This is a genomic window from Nicoliella spurrieriana (assembly GCF_023380205.1).
Lineage (GTDB): Bacteria > Bacillota > Bacilli > Lactobacillales > Lactobacillaceae > Nicoliella > Nicoliella spurrieriana.
In genome coordinates, this window is record NZ_CP093360.1 from 191,819 (window position 1) to 211,412 (window position 19,594).

At 42.9% G+C, this 19,594-nt stretch carries 21 protein-coding genes and 1 other annotated feature (1 of these 22 only partly in view); of the genes, 19 read left to right on the top strand and 2 right to left on the bottom strand.

Going from position 1 to position 19,594, the window contains the following annotated elements; all coding sequences use genetic code 11:
- Positions 1-104 (top strand) — a binding site (T-box leader) (it extends 127 nt beyond the left edge of the window).
- A 64-nt stretch (positions 105-168) separates the two neighbouring features.
- The 12 genes from MOO44_RS00980 (at position 169) to MOO44_RS01035 (ending at position 10,041) form a co-directional block, all read left to right on the top strand.
- Positions 169-1,323, top strand: coding sequence for an ATP phosphoribosyltransferase regulatory subunit (locus MOO44_RS00980; protein WP_260115733.1), 1,155 nt, complete (start codon positions 169-171; stop codon positions 1,321-1,323).
- Positions 1,317-1,961: an ATP phosphoribosyltransferase gene (gene hisG / locus MOO44_RS00985; protein WP_260115734.1), complete on the top strand. Its 645-nt coding sequence runs from the start codon at positions 1,317-1,319 to the stop codon at positions 1,959-1,961. Before MOO44_RS00980 ends, hisG begins: the two co-directional genes overlap by 7 nt.
- Complete coding sequence (gene hisD / locus MOO44_RS00990) at positions 1,948-3,234, top strand: histidinol dehydrogenase (RefSeq protein ID WP_260115735.1); 1,287 nt, start codon at positions 1,948-1,950, stop codon at positions 3,232-3,234. Before hisG ends, hisD begins: the two co-directional genes overlap by 14 nt.
- A gap of 3 nt (positions 3,235-3,237) precedes the next feature.
- A complete protein-coding gene (hisB, locus tag MOO44_RS00995) occupies positions 3,238-3,822 on the top strand; it encodes an imidazoleglycerol-phosphate dehydratase HisB (RefSeq protein ID WP_260115736.1) in 585 nt (194 codons plus the stop codon).
- A complete protein-coding gene (gene hisH, locus MOO44_RS01000; RefSeq protein ID WP_260115737.1) occupies positions 3,822-4,436 on the top strand; it encodes an imidazole glycerol phosphate synthase subunit HisH in 615 nt (204 codons plus the stop codon). The genes hisB and hisH overlap by 1 nt, the downstream gene beginning before the upstream one ends.
- Entirely contained in the window at positions 4,433-5,152 is a 720-nt protein-coding gene (locus MOO44_RS01005) for a HisA/HisF-related TIM barrel protein (protein WP_260115738.1), read from the top strand. Before hisH ends, MOO44_RS01005 begins: the two co-directional genes overlap by 4 nt.
- Positions 5,146-5,907 carry an imidazole glycerol phosphate synthase subunit HisF gene (gene hisF, locus MOO44_RS01010; protein WP_260115739.1) on the top strand — a complete coding sequence of 254 codons (762 nt, stop codon included), beginning with the start codon at positions 5,146-5,148 and terminating at the stop codon, positions 5,905-5,907. The genes MOO44_RS01005 and hisF overlap by 7 nt, the downstream gene beginning before the upstream one ends.
- Positions 5,904-6,236, top strand: a complete 333-nt coding sequence (hisI, locus tag MOO44_RS01015) for a phosphoribosyl-AMP cyclohydrolase (RefSeq protein ID WP_260115740.1) — start codon at positions 5,904-5,906, stop codon at positions 6,234-6,236. The genes hisF and hisI overlap by 4 nt, the downstream gene beginning before the upstream one ends.
- A complete protein-coding gene (gene hisE / locus MOO44_RS01020; RefSeq protein ID WP_260115741.1) occupies positions 6,236-6,562 on the top strand; it encodes a phosphoribosyl-ATP diphosphatase in 327 nt (108 codons plus the stop codon). Before hisI ends, hisE begins: the two co-directional genes overlap by 1 nt.
- 10 nt (positions 6,563-6,572) lie before the next feature.
- Positions 6,573-7,652 carry a histidinol-phosphate transaminase gene (gene hisC / locus MOO44_RS01025; protein WP_260115742.1) on the top strand — a complete coding sequence of 360 codons (1,080 nt, stop codon included), beginning with the start codon at positions 6,573-6,575 and terminating at the stop codon, positions 7,650-7,652.
- Positions 7,653-7,916: 264 nt separating this feature from the next.
- The gene (locus tag MOO44_RS01030; protein ID WP_260115743.1) at positions 7,917-9,317 is read left to right on the top strand and encodes an amino acid permease; all 1,401 of its coding nucleotides are present in this window, start codon (positions 7,917-7,919) and stop codon (positions 9,315-9,317) included.
- A 124-nt stretch (positions 9,318-9,441) separates the two neighbouring features.
- Positions 9,442-10,041: an NAD(P)H-binding protein gene (locus MOO44_RS01035; protein ID WP_260115744.1), complete on the top strand. Its 600-nt coding sequence runs from the start codon at positions 9,442-9,444 to the stop codon at positions 10,039-10,041.
- A 41-nt stretch (positions 10,042-10,082) separates the two neighbouring features.
- Here the strand turns inward: MOO44_RS01035 and MOO44_RS01040 are convergent, their stop codons facing one another.
- Both MOO44_RS01040 and MOO44_RS01045 read right to left on the bottom strand, forming a co-directional pair.
- Positions 10,083-10,406: a branched-chain amino acid transporter permease gene (locus MOO44_RS01040; RefSeq protein ID WP_260115745.1), complete on the bottom strand. Its 324-nt coding sequence runs from the start codon at positions 10,404-10,406 to the stop codon at positions 10,083-10,085.
- Positions 10,403-11,086, bottom strand: a complete 684-nt coding sequence (locus MOO44_RS01045) for an AzlC family ABC transporter permease (protein WP_260115746.1) — start codon at positions 11,084-11,086, stop codon at positions 10,403-10,405. The genes MOO44_RS01040 and MOO44_RS01045 overlap by 4 nt, the downstream gene beginning before the upstream one ends.
- 107 nt (positions 11,087-11,193) lie before the next feature.
- Here MOO44_RS01045 and MOO44_RS01050 point away from each other — a divergent pair, with 107 nt between their 5' ends.
- From MOO44_RS01050 to MOO44_RS01080, 7 genes are all read left to right on the top strand, one after another.
- Complete coding sequence (locus MOO44_RS01050) at positions 11,194-12,594, top strand: aminotransferase-like domain-containing protein (RefSeq protein ID WP_260115747.1); 1,401 nt, start codon at positions 11,194-11,196, stop codon at positions 12,592-12,594.
- A 102-nt stretch (positions 12,595-12,696) separates the two neighbouring features.
- Positions 12,697-12,897, top strand: a complete 201-nt coding sequence (locus MOO44_RS01055) for a helix-turn-helix transcriptional regulator (protein ID WP_260115748.1) — start codon at positions 12,697-12,699, stop codon at positions 12,895-12,897.
- On the top strand, positions 12,894-13,436 hold the full coding sequence (locus tag MOO44_RS01060) for a DUF3278 domain-containing protein (RefSeq protein ID WP_260115749.1): 543 nt from the start codon (positions 12,894-12,896) through the stop codon (positions 13,434-13,436). Before MOO44_RS01055 ends, MOO44_RS01060 begins: the two co-directional genes overlap by 4 nt.
- Before the next feature lie 21 nt (positions 13,437-13,457).
- On the top strand, positions 13,458-14,354 hold the full coding sequence (locus MOO44_RS01065; RefSeq protein WP_260116042.1) for an ABC transporter ATP-binding protein: 897 nt from the start codon (positions 13,458-13,460) through the stop codon (positions 14,352-14,354).
- Entirely contained in the window at positions 14,347-15,582 is a 1,236-nt protein-coding gene (locus MOO44_RS01070; protein ID WP_260115750.1) for an ABC transporter permease, read from the top strand. Before MOO44_RS01065 ends, MOO44_RS01070 begins: the two co-directional genes overlap by 8 nt.
- Before the next feature lie 174 nt (positions 15,583-15,756).
- Positions 15,757-17,703 carry a S53 family peptidase gene (locus tag MOO44_RS01075; protein ID WP_260115751.1) on the top strand — a complete coding sequence of 649 codons (1,947 nt, stop codon included), beginning with the start codon at positions 15,757-15,759 and terminating at the stop codon, positions 17,701-17,703.
- Positions 17,704-17,916: 213 nt separating this feature from the next.
- Entirely contained in the window at positions 17,917-19,587 is a 1,671-nt protein-coding gene (locus tag MOO44_RS01080) for a hypothetical protein (protein WP_260115752.1), read from the top strand.
- Positions 19,588-19,594: the final 7 nt, after the last annotated feature.

Here is a 19,594-nt window from a genome sequence, read left to right on the forward strand (position 1 = left end):
TTTCGGGACCACCCGTTACCAGGGTTGAAGTTAAACTTCAACTTGAGGAATTTCTCGTGAGGGAAATTTAAATCGAGGTGGAACCACGCTAAGGCGTCCTCTTTGTCCAATGGACAGAGGGGGCGCCTTTTTTATTTAGAATTAATGGTGTTCAAGGGAGGTAGCAAGATGGACCAAATTAAATTACCGACGGGATTAAGAGATGAGGTCGGCATTGTAGCGGAGCGTAAGGACATCGTTAGTAACTGGTTGTTAAAGTACTTTCGGGACCGTTGTTATACTAGAATCAATACCCCGATTGTCGAACAACGCAATCTATTTAATGATTTTACCAGTACCAACCCACCGTATCGGGTATTTGATCCCGCTGGTGATGATCTGGTATTAAGACCGGATTTAACACTGCCGGTTGCACGGTTCTTATCGAATGCTAATATTGAATTGCCACGCAGACTATATTACTTAGGCACTAAATTTGAAATTTCACCGGAGTTATCCGGGGGCCAAAATCAACAAACTCAATTGGGAGTGGAATTGATTGGCTATGACACATTAAAGGCAGAAATGGAGGAGGTGATCATTATGCATCAATTGAACCAGCATTTTTTACATCAACATCAATTAACGATTGAATTAGGGCATGCTAAGTTGGTCGATCAAGTACTAGATTCACTGGATATCGACCATCAATTGCATACGCAAATGGCCCAAGCATTGTACCATAAGAATTTTCCAGCATACAATTCATTGCTAGGTAAAATTGATGCATGTGATGAACTTCCGTTCCTTCGAAAGTGGCCCAGGATGTTTGGAACCCTTGATGAGTTAAGACAAATGCTTCTTGAAATCAAGGTGCCCAAAGCGGCCCGCCCAATGATTGATCAACTAGTGACCCTGGCAGAATTTGCCAGTAGCTTACCTGACCAACAGGTCATCATTGATCTCAGTAGTGCGGTTCCGCAAAAATACTATACTGGCATTACTTTTAAGGGCTATACAGCCCGTTCAAGTACTTATGTGATTAGCGGCGGTCGCTATGACGACCTACTGGCTAACTTCACAGCTAAGACTGAACCGGCCGTTGGATTAGGAATTAACGTCGATGCACTTGTATCAATCGCAGATGTAGAATTACTGAACCAGCGACCGGTTTTTGTATACGCAAATTTAGATAAAATGCAACAAGTGACGCATTTAATTGAGCAACGCTCGAACTATTCATTAGCATTAGCGGATAGTTTGCAGGAGGCTAAGCAACAGGCACAGGCTGCTGGCGCAACGCTGATGGTTTGGCAAGCAGGAAAGGGGTTAGTGGAATGTTAAAAATTGCATTGACTAAGGGCCGGGTGGAAGACAAATTGATCCCATTGTTGGAAAAATGCGGGATTGATTGCACCCCCTTAATCAATAAAAAACGAAAATTGATTATCACCCTGGCTGATCAATATCAATTTATCTTGGTCAAGGGTGAGGATGTTTGTACCTATTTAAGAACCGGGACCGCTGATCTAGGGGTCGTGGGCAGTGACATTCTTGCTGAACAAGATGCCCTAGAACAAGTCGATGAGTTATTGGACCTAGGCACTGGCCGCTGCCAGTTTATCGTGGCTTCCAAACAGGGCTTCGACTGGAACCAACCACAACGCAAGGTGATTGGGACTAAGTATCCGGAAGTTGCACGTCGCTACTTCACCCAATTGGGGGAAGATGTTGAAATTATTAAAATTTCAGGATCGGTGGAATTGGCGCCGTTGACTGGATTAGCGGATGCCATCGTGGACTTGACTGAGACCGGTACAACGTTGCGGGTCAATCACCTGGTGGTTCATGACTGGTTAGATGTCATTACGAGCCGCTTAGTCGCTAACCCGGTGGCGTTAAAACAAAAACGGCGGGAGATTTTTCAATTAGTTGATCAATTAAACCAAGTAGTGGAGGAAAATGAATATGAAAATATATAATGAATCTTTAGCTAAAATGAAGCAAATTGTTGATACTTACACAAGCCAAACGATTGATTTGGAAATTGAAAAAACGGTTAGTACGATCATTCAAAACGTTGCGAAAGATGGTGATGAAGCGTTACGCGACTATGAACGCAAATTTGATAACGTTAATCTAGCCGATTTTTCAATTCCAGAGTTCCAATTAGAACAGGCATTGGATGAAATCGATGCTGACTTAAGGGCGGCGCTCGAATTAGCCAAACGCAACATTACTAGTTTCCACAAACAAGAAATTGAAAATAGCTTCGTTGACGTAAGCACTCCCGGCATCATGCGGGGAGAAAAAATTACCCCGATGGCAAGCGTGGGCCTCTATGTCCCCGGTGGGACCGCTGCTTACCCATCGACGATTATGATGTGTGGAATTCCCGCTAAGTTAGCCGGAGTCAAACGGGTAGTAATGGTAACGCCACCACAACCAGATGGGGTGAATCCCGCGGTGTTAGCAGCTGCTAAGCTGGCGGGCGTGGACGAAGTTTATCAAATTGGCGGGGCCCAGGCCATTGCAGCTTTAGCATACGGGACTGAAACGATCGCACCAGTTGATAAGATTATGGGACCCGGGAATATTTTTGTCGCAACTGCGAAGAAGCAGGTCTTTGGGAAGGTGGCCATCGATATGGTAGCGGGACCATCTGAAATTGGCATCTTAGCTGATGATAGTGCTGATGCACGCGAAGTCGCTGCTGATTTGTTGTCACAAGCTGAACACGACAAGCGGGCCCGGCCAATGTTGATCACAGATAGCCAATCGTTAGCAACGGCCGTCTCAAATGAGGTCGATCGCCAATTAGCTACACTACCCCGGAAGGAGATTGCATCAGTGGCCGTCTCAGACCGTGGCTTCATTGCCGTGATGGATGACGTTGCCGATATGTTTGAGCTAATGAACACGGTTGCTCCGGAACACTTGGAGGTGCAATTGGCGAATCCCACTCAATACCTGGGGATGATTAAAAACGCTGGTTCAGTCTTTTTGGGCCGTTACGCCAGTGAACCACTGGGTGATTATGTTGCTGGACCAAACCATGTGTTGCCAACCGGTGGGACCGCTCGATTTGCATCACCGCTTGGGGTTTATGATTTTGTGAAGCGGACCCAGTTCATTCAATTTGACGAGCCTAGCTTAAAGGCCGACGTTAAAGCAATCACGAAGTTAGCACGGACTGAAGGATTAGAAGCACATGCGCGTGCGGTTGAAGCACGATTTAGTTCAAAGGGGGAATAAAGAATGCGGAGCGCTAAGGTTGTTAGAAAAACAAATGAAACTGATATTACGGTGGAATTGAACCTGGATGAACAAACGGGCATCGAAATCAACACGGGGGTCGGCTTTATCGATCACATGCTCACCCTGTTTGCTAAGCACGGACGGTTCGGGTTAGTGGTTCAGGTCAATGGCGACTTAGAAGTCGATTCGCACCACTCGGTTGAAGATGCGGGAATTGCGCTGGGTGCGGCCCTTTGTGAAGCGCTAGGCGATAAAAAACAAATTGAACGGTACGGGGATGCATTCGTACCGATGGATGAAACCCTGGCGCAGGTCGTGATTGATTTAAGCGGTCGTTCATACCTTGTCTTTAATGCAGATTTAACTAATCCCCGATTGGGTAATTTTGAGACGGAAGTGACCGAAGACTTTTTCCAAGCGTTTGCATTTAACGGCTTCATGAACCTGCACGCCCGGGTATTATATGGAAGAAACACGCACCACCAAATCGAAGCACTGTTCAAGGCGACCGGCCGGGCACTACGCAAGGCGGTAACGATTAACCCGGCAATTAAGGGCGTTAACTCAACTAAGGGGGTCATCTAATGATTGCAATCATCGACTATAATGCTGGCAATGTTTACAACGTGTTAAAGGCGTGCCAACGCATCGGAGTGGATGCAAAACTTACTGCTGATCCAGCAGAAATTAAGACCGCTGATGCAGTCCTGTTTCCAGGCGTCGGTGCCTTTAAGGATGCCATGGATACACTGCAGGACCGGGGCTTAGTGGAGGTAATTAAACAAACGGTCAACAACGGGACCCCGTTTTTAGGCATCTGTTTGGGGATGCAATTACTGTTTGATTCTTCCAATGAATTTGGGAACGCTAATGGATTAGGCTTGATTCCAGGTGAAATCATTAAAATCCCGGACGATGATGGCAAGCGCATCGTCCCCGAAGCAGGGTGGAACCAAAATGAAGTGGCTAAACTAAATTCTATTTTTAACGGGGTTAACGGTCAATACACTTACTTTACCCACTCCTATTATGCGCAATGCGACCCTCAATACGTAGTATCGAGTGTGGATTACGGGGTCTCGATTCCTGCAATTGTACAACGTGATAATATTTACGGTTTTCAATTCCATCCGGAAAAAAGTGGTCCGGTGGGCTTAAAGCTATTACAAACATTTTTTGAACGGGCGGTGAGAGCATGATCTATCCAGCAATTGATTTACAAGCAGGCAATAGTGTTCGTTTGTATCAGGGTGATTTCAAGCGTTCCACTGTGGTGGCTGCGGACCCACTGGAACAGGCGCGAGCAATTGCTGCTGCCGGCATTAATTACCTCCACTTAGTCGACCTAGATGGTGCTAAGGCGGGGCGCCCAGTTAATCAACAACTAGGGATTCAAATTGCACAACGAATTAATAGGGTTACTGAGGTCGGTGGGGGCATCCGGAACGCAGCCACCATTGACCAATATTTAAGCAATGGCCTAACTAGGGTCATTTTAGGGTCCGTGGCATTAAATGATCCTGAATTAACGGTTGCGATGATTAATCAGTATGGCAGTGATCGCATTACGATTGGCATTGACGGTCGTGATGGTATGGTGGCTACTGATGGGTGGTTAAATCAATCGAAAGTCCCAATGGTGAAGTTAATTAATGCGATGGCTCAGGGGGGAGCTACCCGGTTTATCGTTACTGATACAGCCACTGATGGCACCTTAGCGGGGCCCAACATTCCCCTGCTAAGCGCTTTACAAAGCCGGTTTCCAGCCTTAACGTTCGTTGCATCCGGTGGGATTAGTAACGCCACAGACATCACGGCCTTGCAGCAAGCGGGGCTATTGGATGTCATCGTTGGCAAGGCGTTAGCTGTTGGAAATGTGACATTACAAGAGATTGCGGAGGTGAATCAATGTTAGCAAAACGAATTATTCCATGCCTAGACATTGCCAATGGGCGGGTCAAAAAGGGCGTTAATTTTTTAAACTTAAAGGACGTTGGCGATCCGGTTACGATTGCCGCTGCTTATGAGCAACAAGGAGCCGACGAACTGGTTTTTTTGGACATTACCGCGACCAATGAACACCGTAAAACAATGGCCACGGTGGTCGAAGATGTCTCCCAACAGGTCTTTATGCCCCTGACGGTGGGGGGCGGTATTCAATCGATAGCTGATATGGAAACGCTATTACATGCGGGCGCTGATAAAATTGCGATTAACTCCGCCGCAATTGCTGATCCCAATTTAATCACTAGTGGGGCCAAACGGTTTGGTAGTCAGGCAATCGTGGTGGCAATCGATGTCAAATGGCACCCGGATGCAAATGCATACTTAGTCTATACCCATGGGGGGACTAAGAATACCGGTCTTTCAGCATTGCAATGGGCTCAAACTGCCGTTGCCAAGGGAGCTGGTGAGTTGTTGATTACCAGTATGGATCAAGATGGCACCAAAAACGGCTTTGACATTCGCTTATATAATCAAATTGCTCAGCTGGTTTCGGTGCCGTTGATTGCCTCGGGTGGGGCTGGCAGCATTGACGACTTTAGTCAACTATTTCAAAGCACCCCGGTAACCGGGGCCTTAGCAGCGTCCGTGTTTCACTATCGGGAATTATTAATCCCAGAGGTAAAACGAGCACTGCAAAAGCAAGGAGTGAGCGTGAGAATATGAAACCAGATTTTAAGAAATTAGCTGGACTACTAACCACGGTGGTCGTGGATGCTAACACTAAGCAGGTCTTAATGGTCGCTTGGATGAATGAGCAAAGTTATCAAAAAACGTTAAGCAGTGGACAAACGTGGTTTTGGTCCCGTTCACGACGGGAATTATGGCACAAGGGCGCTACCAGTGGAAATACCCAACAAGTAGTGCAAATGACGTTAGATTGTGATGGTGATACGCTGTTGGTCTCCGTAATTCCAAACGGACCGGCGTGTCATACCGGAGCACGGAGCTGCTTTTTTAATCCAGTACCAATGAAGAAAACGGGGGAATTATAATGGAAGAACAAAATTTAGAACAACTATACGAAATGGTCAAACAACGCAAACAAGAACCGGTCAAGGGGTCGTATACTGACTACCTGTTCACTAAGGGGTTGGATAAAATTTTAAAGAAAGTGGGCGAAGAAACCACCGAGGTAATTGTGGCAGCTAAGAACAATGATCCAAAGGAACTGCAGTATGAAACTGCTGATATGTTATACCACTTAATGGTCTTATTAGTGGAAAGTGGGGTCTCATTTGAACAGATCAAAGTTGAATTAGGCTCACGGGTTGGCCAAATGAGTCAATTTAAAGACCGTGCACCGATTACAAAACGATAGGGGGATGCCTATGAAGGATTCAGTTAAAAACTTAGCAAGCTATGTCCCACCCACTCCTGAGGACCAGCTAAAACAAAAGTACGGATTAAGTCGAATCGTTCGATTATCCGCAAACGAAAATCCGTATGGCACATCTAAAAAAGTGGCCACTGCAGTCAGTAAGGCGGTGCCGCTTGCGGAAAACTTTTATCCGGATGCGAACGCAACTGAACTAAGGGCGGCGGTTGTAAAGCAGCTTGCTGTAAATGGGCAGAATATCATCTTTGGTTGTGGATTGGATGAAATCATTACGATGGTTTCAAGGATTTTTCTAACTCCGGGAGATGAGGTGCTAGTCGCTGGACCAACGTTTTCAGAATACCAGTTAAATGCTGAAATTGAAGGTGCCGTTGTAAAGACGGTGCCGGTGGATGGCAAAACGGGGCAAAATGATTTAAATGGCTTTTTAAAGCAGCTAACGTCCCGGACCAAGTTAATCTGGATTTGTAATCCGAATAACCCGACTGGTGGGTATAACGAAGTGGATGCGATTAGCCAATTTATGAAGCAAGTCCCAAATGACGTGTTAGTGGTCGTAGATGAAGCTTATATCGACTACGTTACTGACCAGCGGCCTGCCTCTGCGGTAGGACTATTGAAGCAATTTGATAACCTAGCGTTGATGCGGACCCTTTCTAAGGCGTATGGACTAGCTAGTTTTCGGGTTGGCTATATCATAATGGATACAGTCCGTGCTAAATACATGCAAGCGGTACGCCTGCCGTACAATTTAAACCAGCTGTCCCAAGTGGCAGCAGTGGCTGCAATTCAAGATCAAGCGTTTATTAATGATGTGGTTGCCAAAAATGCCACCGAGCGGAATCGCTGGGCGCAATTTCTTGATCAACACGATTTGAAATATTATCCATCGGCAGCTAATTTTATTTACTTTCAAGTTCCTAACGCTGAATTAATTACTGATCAACTAATTCAAAGTGGCTATCAGGTCCGTTTGCACCAAGAACCCAATTGGTTGCGGGTCACAATTGGGACCCCGAAGGATAATCAAGCAATTCAAACCATTATCGAACGATGCTTAAATGATAATTAAAAATGAGAAAATTGTAATTTTTTATTACATGCATAAATCCCCTTAAAACTTGAATAATTAGCCTTTTTTATCGATGAAAACCGAATAAAAACCGACTTTTTTGAAAAAAAGATTTGATTTCCCAATTAACTATGGTAAAATAAGTTAAAATTAAATGAGAAACCTAATTTAGTTTTAATAACACTCAAGCATAAAGGAGGGCTAATAACTTTTAATTAGGGATCACGTTAAATTAGCTAACATTTAAAAAAGGACGTGTTTAAAATGGCAAAATCAGATTTTAAGGAAAACCAAGATGGAACTTACCGTTCACTTAGTAACCGGCATGTGCAAATGATTGCGATTGGTGGAACGATTGGGACCGGGTTGTTCTTAGGTTCAGGAAGCACCATTTCCAAGACCGGACCCTCAGTGTTAATTGTTTACTTAGTATTAGGATTATTTTTCTTCCTAATGATGCGTGGAATCGGTGAAATGTTTTATTCGGATCCGTCCCACCATACCTTCGTTTCATTTATTACTAAGTACTTAGGAAATGCAGCGGGACGGTTTACCGGCTGGACATACTGGATTGGATTAGTGTTCGTTTGTATGGCCGAATTAACAGCGGTCGCCACCTATGTTAAGTTCTGGTTTCCTAATTTCCCGTCATGGATCGTTGAATTAATTTTCTTGGTCGTTCTTGCGGGAGTGAACTTAATTGCTGCTCGGTTCTTCGGTGAAGCAGAATTCTGGTTCGCATTGATTAAGATTATTGCAATTGTGGCATTGATCGTAACTGGAATCTTCATGGTGCTTAGACAAACCTCAACACCGCTAGGACATGCTTCACTTACGAACATTTCGCATAACTACCAATTATTCCCTCACGGGGCGTTTAACTTTATCTCATCATTCCCAATGGTATTCTTTGCCTTTCAAGGAATTGAATTTGTAAGTATTACGATTGGTGAAGCTAAGGACCCACGGAACGTGATCAAGAAGGCCGTTAACGAAACGTTGCTTAGAATTTTACTCTTCTACGTTGGTGCATTGATCGTAATCATGGCAATCATTCCATGGACTTCGGTTACTCCTGACAACAGTCCATTCGTTCAAGTGTTCGAACTAGCTGGCTTACCAGCCGCTGCTGCCGTAATTAACTTCGTGGTATTGACTTCAGCTGCATCCGCATTGAACAGTGCCATTTTCTCAGCCGGTCGGCATTTCTACCAACTAGCAACTGAAGCACGTGAAGGTGGTGTGCTTAAGAAGCACTTTGCTAAGATTTCAAAGACTGGGGTCCCAGCAACTTCAATTCTATTGACCGCAGCATTAGTATTAGTAACGCCAATTATGAGTTTAAGTGCCGCTACTGGATCAGTATTTACGATTGTGACCGGGGTTTCTAGTGATATGTACATCTTGGTATACGCATTAACGATGCTTGCACACCGCAAGTACCGTAAATCTAGTGACTACCTAGAAAATGGATTCAAGATGCCATGGTACAACGTAAGTAGTCCATTAACGATTGCATTCTTCCTGGTAATCTTCATTAGTTTATTCTTTATCCAAGAAGATATCATTGGTGCAGTTGGTGCAATTATCTGGGCCGTAGTCTTCGGTGGTTACGTTGTATTAACCCAAAAGAAATTAGATCAAACACACGCATCATCTAACTAATTATATTAAAAAACCATTCTAGCATCGTTCGATGATGAATGGTTTTTTTAGTGGTTATTATAGCTAATGGCTTGACTTAAAGCCCACTTCAATAGTTATTATGAATTATAATGAGGTGATATAAATGAAAAACGTATTAATTATTGGTGCTACCGGTTCACTGGGCCGGACCCTAACGAACCAATTGTTGAATCATGATGATTATCAACTAACGCTGTTTGCCCGGCACGCATCCCAACTGGATGTGCAGGGGTCAAACGTGAAGGTCATTGATGGGGATGTGTTAAATCAAGCTGATTTAGTCCCCGCATTAGCGGGCCAGGATTTCGTTTTTGCTGCCCTTAGCGGGGCCCTTCCCCAAATGGCAACCGCCATCGTTCAAGGGATGGATGCCACCCACGTTCAACGATTAGCGTTCATTGCTTCAATGGGCATTTATGATGAAATTCCGGCCGCCGTGGGGGCTGAGGGTAACTTAAGTGTAAAACCAATGATGCAGAAATATCGGGACGCGGCTGATATCGTTACCGCAAGTGATGTAAACGGAACGGTCATTCGGCCAGGGTGGTTCGATAACGGCAGTGATGATTATGAAATTACCGGCCGCAATGAACCATTCGGAGGCCACGATGTTGCTAGAGCCGCAATTGGTCACTTTGTAACTAGGTTGATTGATGATCCCAAATTATATTCAAATACGAGTGTTGGAATTAATCGTCCGTAGAACTAATGCATCCCCATTTATGAATTAAATGGGGGTGTTTTTTACATATAGATAACCATTAAAACGTATGAAGCAGTTCCTGCTAAAATGGATAGCATCATGTTTTTACGCCAAAAATGCAGCCCGAGTGTAATTATTCCGGCAATGACACTGATGAGGGTGTTGTGATTAATGGTTAAAATTTGATCTTTATAACAATACACCACTAAAATCCCTAAAATTGCGGGTGGGAGGTAGTCGCCTAAATACTTAATGAATGCTGGTGTTTCTCTATTTTCTGGAAAGATAAGAAACGGGGTAAATCGAGTTGCCATCGTTGCAATTGATGCAATGGCAATCGTAATAATTTGTTGGGTTAAAGTCATTTGGCTGCCTCCCGTCTGAACTTAATTGCAAGGGTAATCACCATTAGGGTCATACTGATGACCAAGAATAACTGGCCCCCAAATACGAATAATGCTAGGATGGCCCAAATGATGCCTACAATGGAACTAAAGTGGTTTTTTTCATTCATGAATTGATTGGCGAATAGGACTAAGAATAATGCGGTCATTACAAATTCAATTCCCGGAATTTTAAATGGAATTAAGCCGCCTAATACGCCACCTAAGAACGCACCAAATACCCAGTAAGCATAGTCTAATAGGGTCACATAAAACATGAAGGCTCGCCGATCAACTGAGTTAGGCACCTCGATTGAATAATTTAGAACGAATGTTTCGTCGCACATCCCAAACATGAGGAATATTTTTTTAAGCCCAGCCCCGCGATACTTATCTAGCATTGAAATCCCATAGAACAGGTGGCGGGAATTAATGATTAACGTGAGAAATAATACTAACCATGGGTCGAATTTACCCAGCAGTAGGTTCGCGATTACAAATTCAACCGAACCGCCAAAAATGGTTGCGGCCATTAGGGTTGGGTATAAAAAATTGAACCCATTTTGGTGCATGTAGATTCCGTATGTACCCGCTAAAAAGATAAACCCCGCCATTATTGGTAGGGTTTTTTGAAATGCAAGTTTAAAAGCGCGTCGCTGCATTTTAAATCACTCCTTGAATTGATGTTAATTTGATTATATGGTCAAAAATGAGTACAATCAACACAATAATTGTACTCATTACAATTTTAACATTAGGAGGAAATTCAATGTCAGTTAATTTATTCACGAACTATCCGTTAAGTTGGCGTCCTGATCGCAGCCAATTAAAACGACCGTACTATCGTTCATTAGTCGCGCAACTCCAAAATGCAATTAATAATGGTGAAATTCTCCCAGATACAAAGTTACCGCCCCAACGGGAATTGGCGGATTTTTTGGATTTGGGATTTGCAACGGTAACTAGGGCCTATCAGTTAAGCCAACAGTTGGGTTTAACCTATGGAATCGTTGGGCGGGGCACCTACGTTGCTAAGAATGCGAATGGGTCACAAACGATTTCCAGTCAGCGGATGACCAACGTTCAAGAATTAGGTTTTAATTCCTCGTTTGAGGTTAATAACCACCTTTTAAAAGCAACGATTGAAGAAGTGGCCACTAGTGTTAATTTCACTAAATTTTTGAATTATGACGAACCGACCGGGTTAGCAAAGCAACGAATGGTTGCTAGTAGCTATATTGACAAAGTGGGGATGCGGGCCAATGCCCAAAATACGATGATTGTTTCTGGCAGTCAAAATGCATTGATGATCGCAATGCTAGGGCTATTTAAAAATGGCGATAAGATTGCGGTAGACCGGTTTACATACGCTAATTTTATTGAATTGGCAAAGATGACCGGGATTGAATTGATCCCGATTAATGGTGATGAGCAGGGGATGCTTGCGACTGACTTAGAGTTTAACTGTATTCATAAACTGATCAAGGGAATTTACCTAATGCCGGACATCAATAATCCGACTGCCACCGTGCTGACGGAACATCGGAAGCACCAATTAGCAACAATCATTGACCGTTACCAACTGATTTTGATTGAAGACGGCTACCTTAATTTTTTAAATCTATATCAAAACCCCAAGCGAAACCGGATTAGTGATTTGGTGCCAGACCATAGTTTTTACATTTGTAGTATGTCTAAGTCGTTGGTGTCTGGATTGCGGATTGGGTTTATTCGGATGGCGACGCAATTTCGGGATGCAATTGAAAACACTATGTTTAATACGAACGTCAAAACATCCGCTCTTGATGCTGAAATTGTGACTAGGGCGTTACAGAATGGAACTGCGAACAAAATTATGCACAGCAAGCTGCAAATGGTGATTAAAGCTAACCGAATTTTTAATCGGGTGTTTGGACTGCCAAATCATAAGCACGATTATCGCTTTTTTAGGACCGTGCGGGTCGATTCCAGCATCAATGGAACCCAAATGGAACGGATCTTAATGCAAAATGGCATCCGGGTCTTTCATTCTGATCGCTTCTTGGTGGGGCGACCTGCAGATGATTCATTTTTACGGATTTCATTAACATCGATCGATGACTTTACAGCACTTAAATTGGCCCTACAGCACCTAAAAGCAGTCCTGATTCAAGAGCACTTTTGGTTGTAATGAATTGTGAAGGATTAAATTGCCAGTTGACTTTCCATCAAATTAATGTAATATATAAATTACATTATGGAATATATATATTACTTAATGAGGACGGTTAGAATGCAAAATAATGTGAAAGCCACTCGAATGGCAAGGGGGTTGCAGCAAAATGAGCTAGCCAAGCTAGTCGGCATTTCGCGCCAGACCCTCAGTTTAATTGAAAAGGGGCAGTATAATCCGTCGTTAAAGCTCTGCATTAACATTGCCCACGCATTGGGGTCGGATTTAAACCAGTTGTTTTGGAAGGAGTTAGATCAATGAAAAATGAAAGGGAATCGTTGTATGTACGCTACCTAAAGTATTTTTATGGCATTAACGGCCCGTTAGATGAATACCGTGAAAATGAAATTAATAAAATTGGCAATCATTTATTTTTAGTGTTGTTTAATTACAATGTGGTGTCCACGCTTTTAATTATCATTTTTGCTTTTAACGGTAATTCGTTCAATGCTTTGATGTGGTTGATCATAGCAAATGCGGTGGTGATTATGATAATTGTATTTTACGCTTCTTTTAAAGTGCAGTCCTTACGGCTAGACCGCATTGATGTGGATAGTAATAATGATTATGCAATCACATTGAAGCACCTTAGACGAAAAACGCTTCGGTTAGCACTTTTGTTTTTTGTGGTTGAACGCGGCTTTAGCACTATCTTTGAGACGGTCACTAGTGATTACCACGGGGCGCTTTGGCAAAATGTAACCTCTATTTATGATAATTCTGTAGCGTTAGTAATTACAATTGGGTTTGCAGTTGGAACTTATCGGGGGTTAAAACGCAAGATTGATCGTGAAAAATAAATTTATTAGGGGATGGTAGTAATTTTAAAAATTAATCAGTTAAGTAAACGCTTCAATAACGTGCAAGCATTACAGAATGTGTCGTTCAACGTTCTTCCCGGACGCATTTTGGGGTTGATTGGCCAAAATGGTGCAGGCAAGTCAACAACGTTTCATAGTATTTTAAATTTTATCAATTACACTGGCACCATCAATTGGAACGGTCAGCCAGTGACCCAGGCTACGTTTGATCAAATTGGGTACCTACCGGAAGAACGGAGTTTGATGACGGATTTAACGGTCCAAAAACAAATTACCTACTTTGCCCGGTTAAAGGGGAAGCCCACTAAGTGGACCACCCCGCGAATTGAGCAGTGGTTACAACAATTTGAAGTTAAGGGGAGCCGCAAGGATAAAATTAAGACCCTCTCAAAGGGAAATCAACAAAAGATCCAGTTGATTTGTACGTTAATTCATGAACCGCAGCTGATTATCCTGGATGAACCGTTTAGTGGGCTTGACCCCGTTAATGCTGACCTGTTGAAAAAAGCCATCTTATCAGCAAAGCAGGCTGGTGCCGCAATCATATTTTCTAGTCACAATATGGCAAACGTGGAAGAGATTTGCGATGATTTGGTAATGCTGCGTAACGGCCAAGTGGTCTTAAATGGTGCGGTGCAAGATGTTCGTAATCAATTTGGTAAAAATGAACTATTTGTGACTACCGAGATGACTAGCGATGAGTTAGGTGCGCTACCGGGAGTCAAGAATGTCTTTACACGCGGCATTCATCAATATAAATTAATATTAACCGATCCGGCTGCTGGAAAGGAATTATTTAATCTAATTAGTCACGGTGAGTATATTGAAGAATTTAGTCAACAACCGCCATCGTTGGATGAAATTTTCAGGGAAAAGGTAGGAGATGAAAATGAATAAATTAATGGTGATTGCTTCAGAAACTTATGCTAGTCAAGTTAAGTCCAAGAGTTTTATTGCAATGCTTTTGATGCCGTTTATCTTCATTTTATTAACGGGTGGCATTGGGTTTATTTCTGGGAATAATGCTGCAAATTCTGGGAATAGTCACTTTGCCATTGTTAATAATGCTGCAGTGCGTAAGGCGGTCGATAAATTAGATGGCGATTCGATTGACCCTTCTATTCACACCGAGCAACAAGCTAAGCATGGTTTGAAATCAGGAAAGCTTGATGGTTACGTGAAGATCAATCAAGCTAAGAACGGTCAAGTTAAGGTGAACTACGTTGGGACATCTGCACTTGATAGTGATATTAAAACCGATGTTCTCAAAGCGGCCACGGTTATTCAGAATCAAATTAACATTCAAAATAGCCATTTGACAAAAGAGCAGTTGCAAATGCTTTCAGTTCAACCAACATATCGGAGCAATGTAACTAAAAGTAGTGGTAGTTATAATAATATCGCTAAATTTGTTTCATTGTACGCATTGATTTTTGTCCTATACTTATTTTTACTAATGTATTCAACAATTACCGCTAGTGTGATTGCTAAGGAAAAGGGTTCCAAAATCACTGAAATTATCTTTAGTAGCACCTCGTCCGTGAATTACTTTATCGGCAAGGTGGTGGGCGTTATTTTGATGATGTTAACGCAGATGCTATTTTACGTCATTATCCTTATCGGTGGGTATCATTATCTAAAAACGGCGCCGTTTCTTGAACAATTTATGCAACATAGTGGTGGGCAGGCCGTCATTGGCAAAGTCCTTGCAAATTTTGTGAACATCAATTCAGTGTTCATTATTCTAGGATTAGTGATCGGAATTATTCTATCGGCAATGTGTGGAGCCTTGGTTAGTAAAGCAGAAGATGCTTCTAAGGCGGCCCAACCGGTAGCCATTTTAGTTATGATTATGTTTTTTGCTGCCGTTACGCTGCAAAATAACAGCAACGGCATTGCTTCAATTATTTTGTCATATTTTCCGGTTTCATCGGCGTTCTTTATGCCGATTCGAATCATCAATCACCAGGTCAATGGGTTGGCGATTACAATCTCGTTAATGATTTTGATTGGCTTTACAATTGGGATTACTTATTGGATCGCTAAAAAATATAAGGGATTGATGTTACAAACTGATGATCAGGGATGGTTCAAAAATCTATTGAGTGGTTTGAGATACCGATGATGATAATGGATAGGTGCTTTTAATGACTAGCGTGGCTTCGATTACCTATGCTAGTACGGGGAAGGAAAAACGGTTGCTGTTGATCGGTCACCGTTTACTCCGTTAAACCGGGCTTTCACTAACGAAAATAAATAATCTTGTAATTTAATTATAAGCAGATGGGTGGGGTTAAATATGCAACACTTAAAAAGAATGCTAATTGCATCGGTAGCAACGCTGGGCATGGCATCACTTTCATTAGGAATATCGAATGTTAACGCCAGCAAGATCAAGTACAAAGCGGTTGCTGCAGACAAAGAACAAACATTAACGCTTGGGTTAAAGAGTCGAAATCAAAAGCAATTGGATCGATTTATTAATAACACGGTTAATCCCAAGAGCAAGAGTTATCGTAAGTACTTAACGCCCAAACAATTTGGTTTGAAATACGGGCTTTCAAATCAAAACGTCAAAGTGGTTAAGCAATACATGGCAAAGCACCATCTTAAGACGACTGTGTACCCGGGAAATATCGTGATGACGGTAACTGGGCAAACTAAGCATATTGAAAAGACCTTTGGAATTAAAATTAAACAAACTACGAATCAAAAGACCAATCATCAGGTCGCGACCGGCAATGCCAGGTTGCGGGGTGGCGTTAATAATTACATTCAATTTATTGATCAATTAGGCCTTAAACTCCACCTCACTTCTGACCGGGTGAATGCCAGTGGAAATCAAGTAAGTGACCTTAGTAAAATTAAGGATGCCAACGTGAGTGATCGTTCTTATCGTAAATTTGGCCGGGCTTATCAGACCGGTTCGCTATACCGAAAGGGTCATTATGGTCAGGGGCAGACGATTGGAATTATGGCTAGTGGTGATTTTAAGCTGAGCGATGTGCAAGCATATTTGAAACAATCCGGGGTCAATGCTGATACTAGCCGGATTAAAAAAATCTACGTTAGTAAAACCCGCTCAACGGATAAGGGTGATCGAGAAGAGGTCACGATGGATACCGAACAGGCAAGTGCAATTGCGCCTAAGGCAAAAATCAACGTCTACATTGGAAACGATTATGATGCTGATTACTTTATCCCGTCGTTTGCAACTGCCATCGGCCGCGATAACGTGGACGTAATCAGCAGTAGTTTTGGTGCGGTGGAAGCTGCCTTTAAGAAGGGCAGCCCGGTAAATAAGGGTGAAACTAAATTAATGAATTTACTCCTAAAACAGGCTGCTGCTCAGGGAATTAGCACCTTTAATGCTACTGGTGATAGCGGTGCATATGCATTTGCGAATGGCAGTTTGGATAAGTCGGTGGGCTTACCAGCTGCGTCACCTTACATTACTGCGGTCGGCGGGACCACGTTACCATTTAAGAATTTAACCTTTGCTGAGGTGGCGAACTTTACCCCCACCACTGATAAGACCGTATCCTTGAATCATGAGGCGCCTTGGAGTGTTACGACTAGTTTGAACTACCTATTCGGAAATGATTACGTTAGTACGCAATATTTAAATTATCTAGAATCAAAGGCGCAAAATGAACAGGATAAGCAAAAGATTGCCACTGCTTTTAAACAAAGCGTGGATAAGAAGTTAACGGTCAATCCAGCAACGCTTAATGACATTTATGGTTCCGGCGGTGGTGGGTTTAGCACCTACTTTGCACTTCCTGATTATCAAAAGAACGTTAGCGGAGTGGGTAGCTACTACGCTAGACAATATATTAATTTTAAAACGGGTCGGCTAAATCAAGCGCCGCAGCTGATTAAGGGGCATGCCAGCGGGCGAAACGTTCCTGATATTTCTGGGAATGCTGATCCATTTACCGGCTACAACATTTATATGGATGGCAAAAACCATCCCTTTGATGGAAACGGAACGAGTGTGATCACACCCCAAATCGCAGCAATGGCGGCAGTCATTAATAGCGCGCAGGGCAAGCGAATGGGCTTTTGGAATCCGCAAATTTACCGCTTTGCCAAGCTTTCAAACTCACCATTCACACCGTTAGATAAGACGACCGATAACAACCTATACTACGTAGGCCAACCAGGAAAACTTTATAACCAGGCTACGGGTTTAGGAACGGTTAACTTTACCAAATTAAACGCGGCATTTAAACGTGCTAAATAGTGATGAAATAATTAAAAGTCGGTTTCTTCAATTTATTGAGGAAACCGTTTTTTTAATTGATTTTTGAATCAATGAAACAGCTAATCCCATATGGTATTGATATTGTAATACAGGAGTAGCATAATATTAGTAATATGTAGTTAACAACGTTGAATTAGTAATTGATTGCGGAACTTAATTGCATGCTATTTTAAGATGGGGGATACTAATTCAATGATATACAATAAATATAAATATAATAAAGCAAATGAAAAAAAGGTGCTTAAAAAAGTTAAGAAACAATGGGTGGTAGCATCAATATCGATGCTTAGTGTGTTAGGTGGCGCCGCTGTTATTTCACAGCAGTCAGTCAATGCTGATACGTCAGCAAACCACTCGCTTTTAAGTTCAACTAGTTCAGCTAGTAGCTCTGATAGTAATGGTACATATCAAAGTGACACGAACCAAAGCGTTGCTAGTGGTGAAACTACTGCTGCTACGGGTACCAATAGTGCTAGCCAGGATCTAAACACCGCTAGTAGTGGTGTTACTAGTAGCGAATCGACAGCCAGCAGTGGATCCAATCAATCGAGTTCCACTAGTAGCGAACAGTCAGTCAGCAGTACCGCTCAATCAGCTTCAACGGGGACCTCTGCATCGGAAACTAGTACCAGCAGTTCGTCGCAAACCATTAACTGGGGCGCACTATCAAAGTCAGACTCAGATAATTTACAATTATTATTTAGGGATGGCAATGATGCTAACAGTACCGCTAACCAATCGGATGTCGATTCTGCCAATAGTGCTAGTTCTGATATTGACAGCTATGTAAATAATACTAATCAACAAAGTTACGTTATGAATGACTATGTTAATAGCCCGAATAACTCTGGGAACGCTGCCATGAGCACCGCCCACGATTCATTTCATGCCGCTAGTTCGGCACTATCATCGCTGCAATCCGTTGCCAGTGATGCGTTGACGGTTACCAATTCACAAAACCAGGTCGTAATGAGTCAATCATCAGTTGCTGACCACGCAAGTGCAATGGCGACGTTAAACGCTAGTTTGGCTACCGTTAATACTAGTCTGGCTAATTCTGCTGCTCAGGCAAAGGATTCGGCCCAACAGAGTCAGTACCAATCGATTGCTGATCACTATACCTCCGTTGCCAATCAATTAACGAGTGCAGCAGCTGCTGCCCAACAGAGTGCTAGCACCGCTAGTCAATCAACTGCCAGTGCCATTAGCAATGTCATTAGTGCTCGCGATCAGGCTAACCAGGTCAATCAAATGATGACATCGGCGATTGCAGCCGCTGTGACGGCTAGTCAGGCTGTGATCAATGCAGTGCTTGCGAACGACCATGCCAATCAAGCTGCTTCTGCATTTAACATCATTGATAATGATTACTATACCAATACGCAGTCTGCGGTTGCTGGAACTAACGACGATCAATTAACAGCGGGATTAGCATCGCAACAAGTGGACTTACAAAGCTCCAGTGCCAGCGATTTTAAAACGGCCACCACTTCAATGGAATTTGCAGTGCCTAGTAACTCGGCTGTGTATTCAATGGCTAACGTTGTTTTTCAGGCACTATCGACCATGAGTTCGGCCTCAAGTGTTGCTAGTGTAGAATATTTACAGACCAGTACTGCATTTTCGGTAACTAGTTCTTACAATGATTTAGTTAGCCACGCCGACTTTTTAGCTTCTAATGCAACCGTTAGTGCAAATAGTTACTTTGCCTTAGCAAGTAGTTATGCAAATGCTGGTGATAATGAATCGGCGTCTTCTGCACAATTACTAGCCAGCTCCACCGCTAGTGTGGCCATTTCAGCCCAAGAGATTGCGAGTGCGGCTAATGATAGTGCAAATGCGACTAGCATCGGTGCGGATTAAATCACTG

What these genes read in the sequence shown, in the direction of transcription:
- hisB (WP_260115736.1), top strand. Translation starts at nt 3,238, where the DNA reads ATGCGGAGCGCTAAGGTTGTTAGAAAAACAAATGAAACTGATATTACG.
- MOO44_RS01045 (WP_260115746.1), bottom strand. Translation starts at nt 11,086, where the DNA reads ATGCAGCGACGCGCTTTTAAACTTGCATTTCAAAAAACCCTACCAATA.
- MOO44_RS00980 (WP_260115733.1), top strand. Translation starts at nt 169, where the DNA reads ATGGACCAAATTAAATTACCGACGGGATTAAGAGATGAGGTCGGCATT.
- hisG (WP_260115734.1), top strand. Translation starts at nt 1,317, where the DNA reads ATGTTAAAAATTGCATTGACTAAGGGCCGGGTGGAAGACAAATTGATC.
- hisH (WP_260115737.1), top strand. Translation starts at nt 3,822, where the DNA reads ATGATTGCAATCATCGACTATAATGCTGGCAATGTTTACAACGTGTTA.
- hisE (WP_260115741.1), top strand. Translation starts at nt 6,236, where the DNA reads ATGGAAGAACAAAATTTAGAACAACTATACGAAATGGTCAAACAACGC.
- MOO44_RS01075 (WP_260115751.1), top strand. Translation starts at nt 15,757, where the DNA reads ATGCAACACTTAAAAAGAATGCTAATTGCATCGGTAGCAACGCTGGGC.
- MOO44_RS01050 (WP_260115747.1), top strand. Translation starts at nt 11,194, where the DNA reads ATGTCAGTTAATTTATTCACGAACTATCCGTTAAGTTGGCGTCCTGAT.
- MOO44_RS01040 (WP_260115745.1), bottom strand. Translation starts at nt 10,406, where the DNA reads ATGACTTTAACCCAACAAATTATTACGATTGCCATTGCATCAATTGCA.
- MOO44_RS01030 (WP_260115743.1), top strand. Translation starts at nt 7,917, where the DNA reads ATGGCAAAATCAGATTTTAAGGAAAACCAAGATGGAACTTACCGTTCA.
- hisF (WP_260115739.1), top strand. Translation starts at nt 5,146, where the DNA reads ATGTTAGCAAAACGAATTATTCCATGCCTAGACATTGCCAATGGGCGG.
- MOO44_RS01005 (WP_260115738.1), top strand. Translation starts at nt 4,433, where the DNA reads ATGATCTATCCAGCAATTGATTTACAAGCAGGCAATAGTGTTCGTTTG.
- hisC (WP_260115742.1), top strand. Translation starts at nt 6,573, where the DNA reads ATGAAGGATTCAGTTAAAAACTTAGCAAGCTATGTCCCACCCACTCCT.
- MOO44_RS01070 (WP_260115750.1), top strand. Translation starts at nt 14,347, where the DNA reads ATGAATAAATTAATGGTGATTGCTTCAGAAACTTATGCTAGTCAAGTT.
- MOO44_RS01060 (WP_260115749.1), top strand. Translation starts at nt 12,894, where the DNA reads ATGAAAAATGAAAGGGAATCGTTGTATGTACGCTACCTAAAGTATTTT.
- MOO44_RS01035 (WP_260115744.1), top strand. Translation starts at nt 9,442, where the DNA reads ATGAAAAACGTATTAATTATTGGTGCTACCGGTTCACTGGGCCGGACC.
- hisD (WP_260115735.1), top strand. Translation starts at nt 1,948, where the DNA reads ATGAAAATATATAATGAATCTTTAGCTAAAATGAAGCAAATTGTTGAT.
- hisI (WP_260115740.1), top strand. Translation starts at nt 5,904, where the DNA reads ATGAAACCAGATTTTAAGAAATTAGCTGGACTACTAACCACGGTGGTC.
- MOO44_RS01055 (WP_260115748.1), top strand. Translation starts at nt 12,697, where the DNA reads ATGCAAAATAATGTGAAAGCCACTCGAATGGCAAGGGGGTTGCAGCAA.
- MOO44_RS01080 (WP_260115752.1), top strand. Translation starts at nt 17,917, where the DNA reads ATGATATACAATAAATATAAATATAATAAAGCAAATGAAAAAAAGGTG.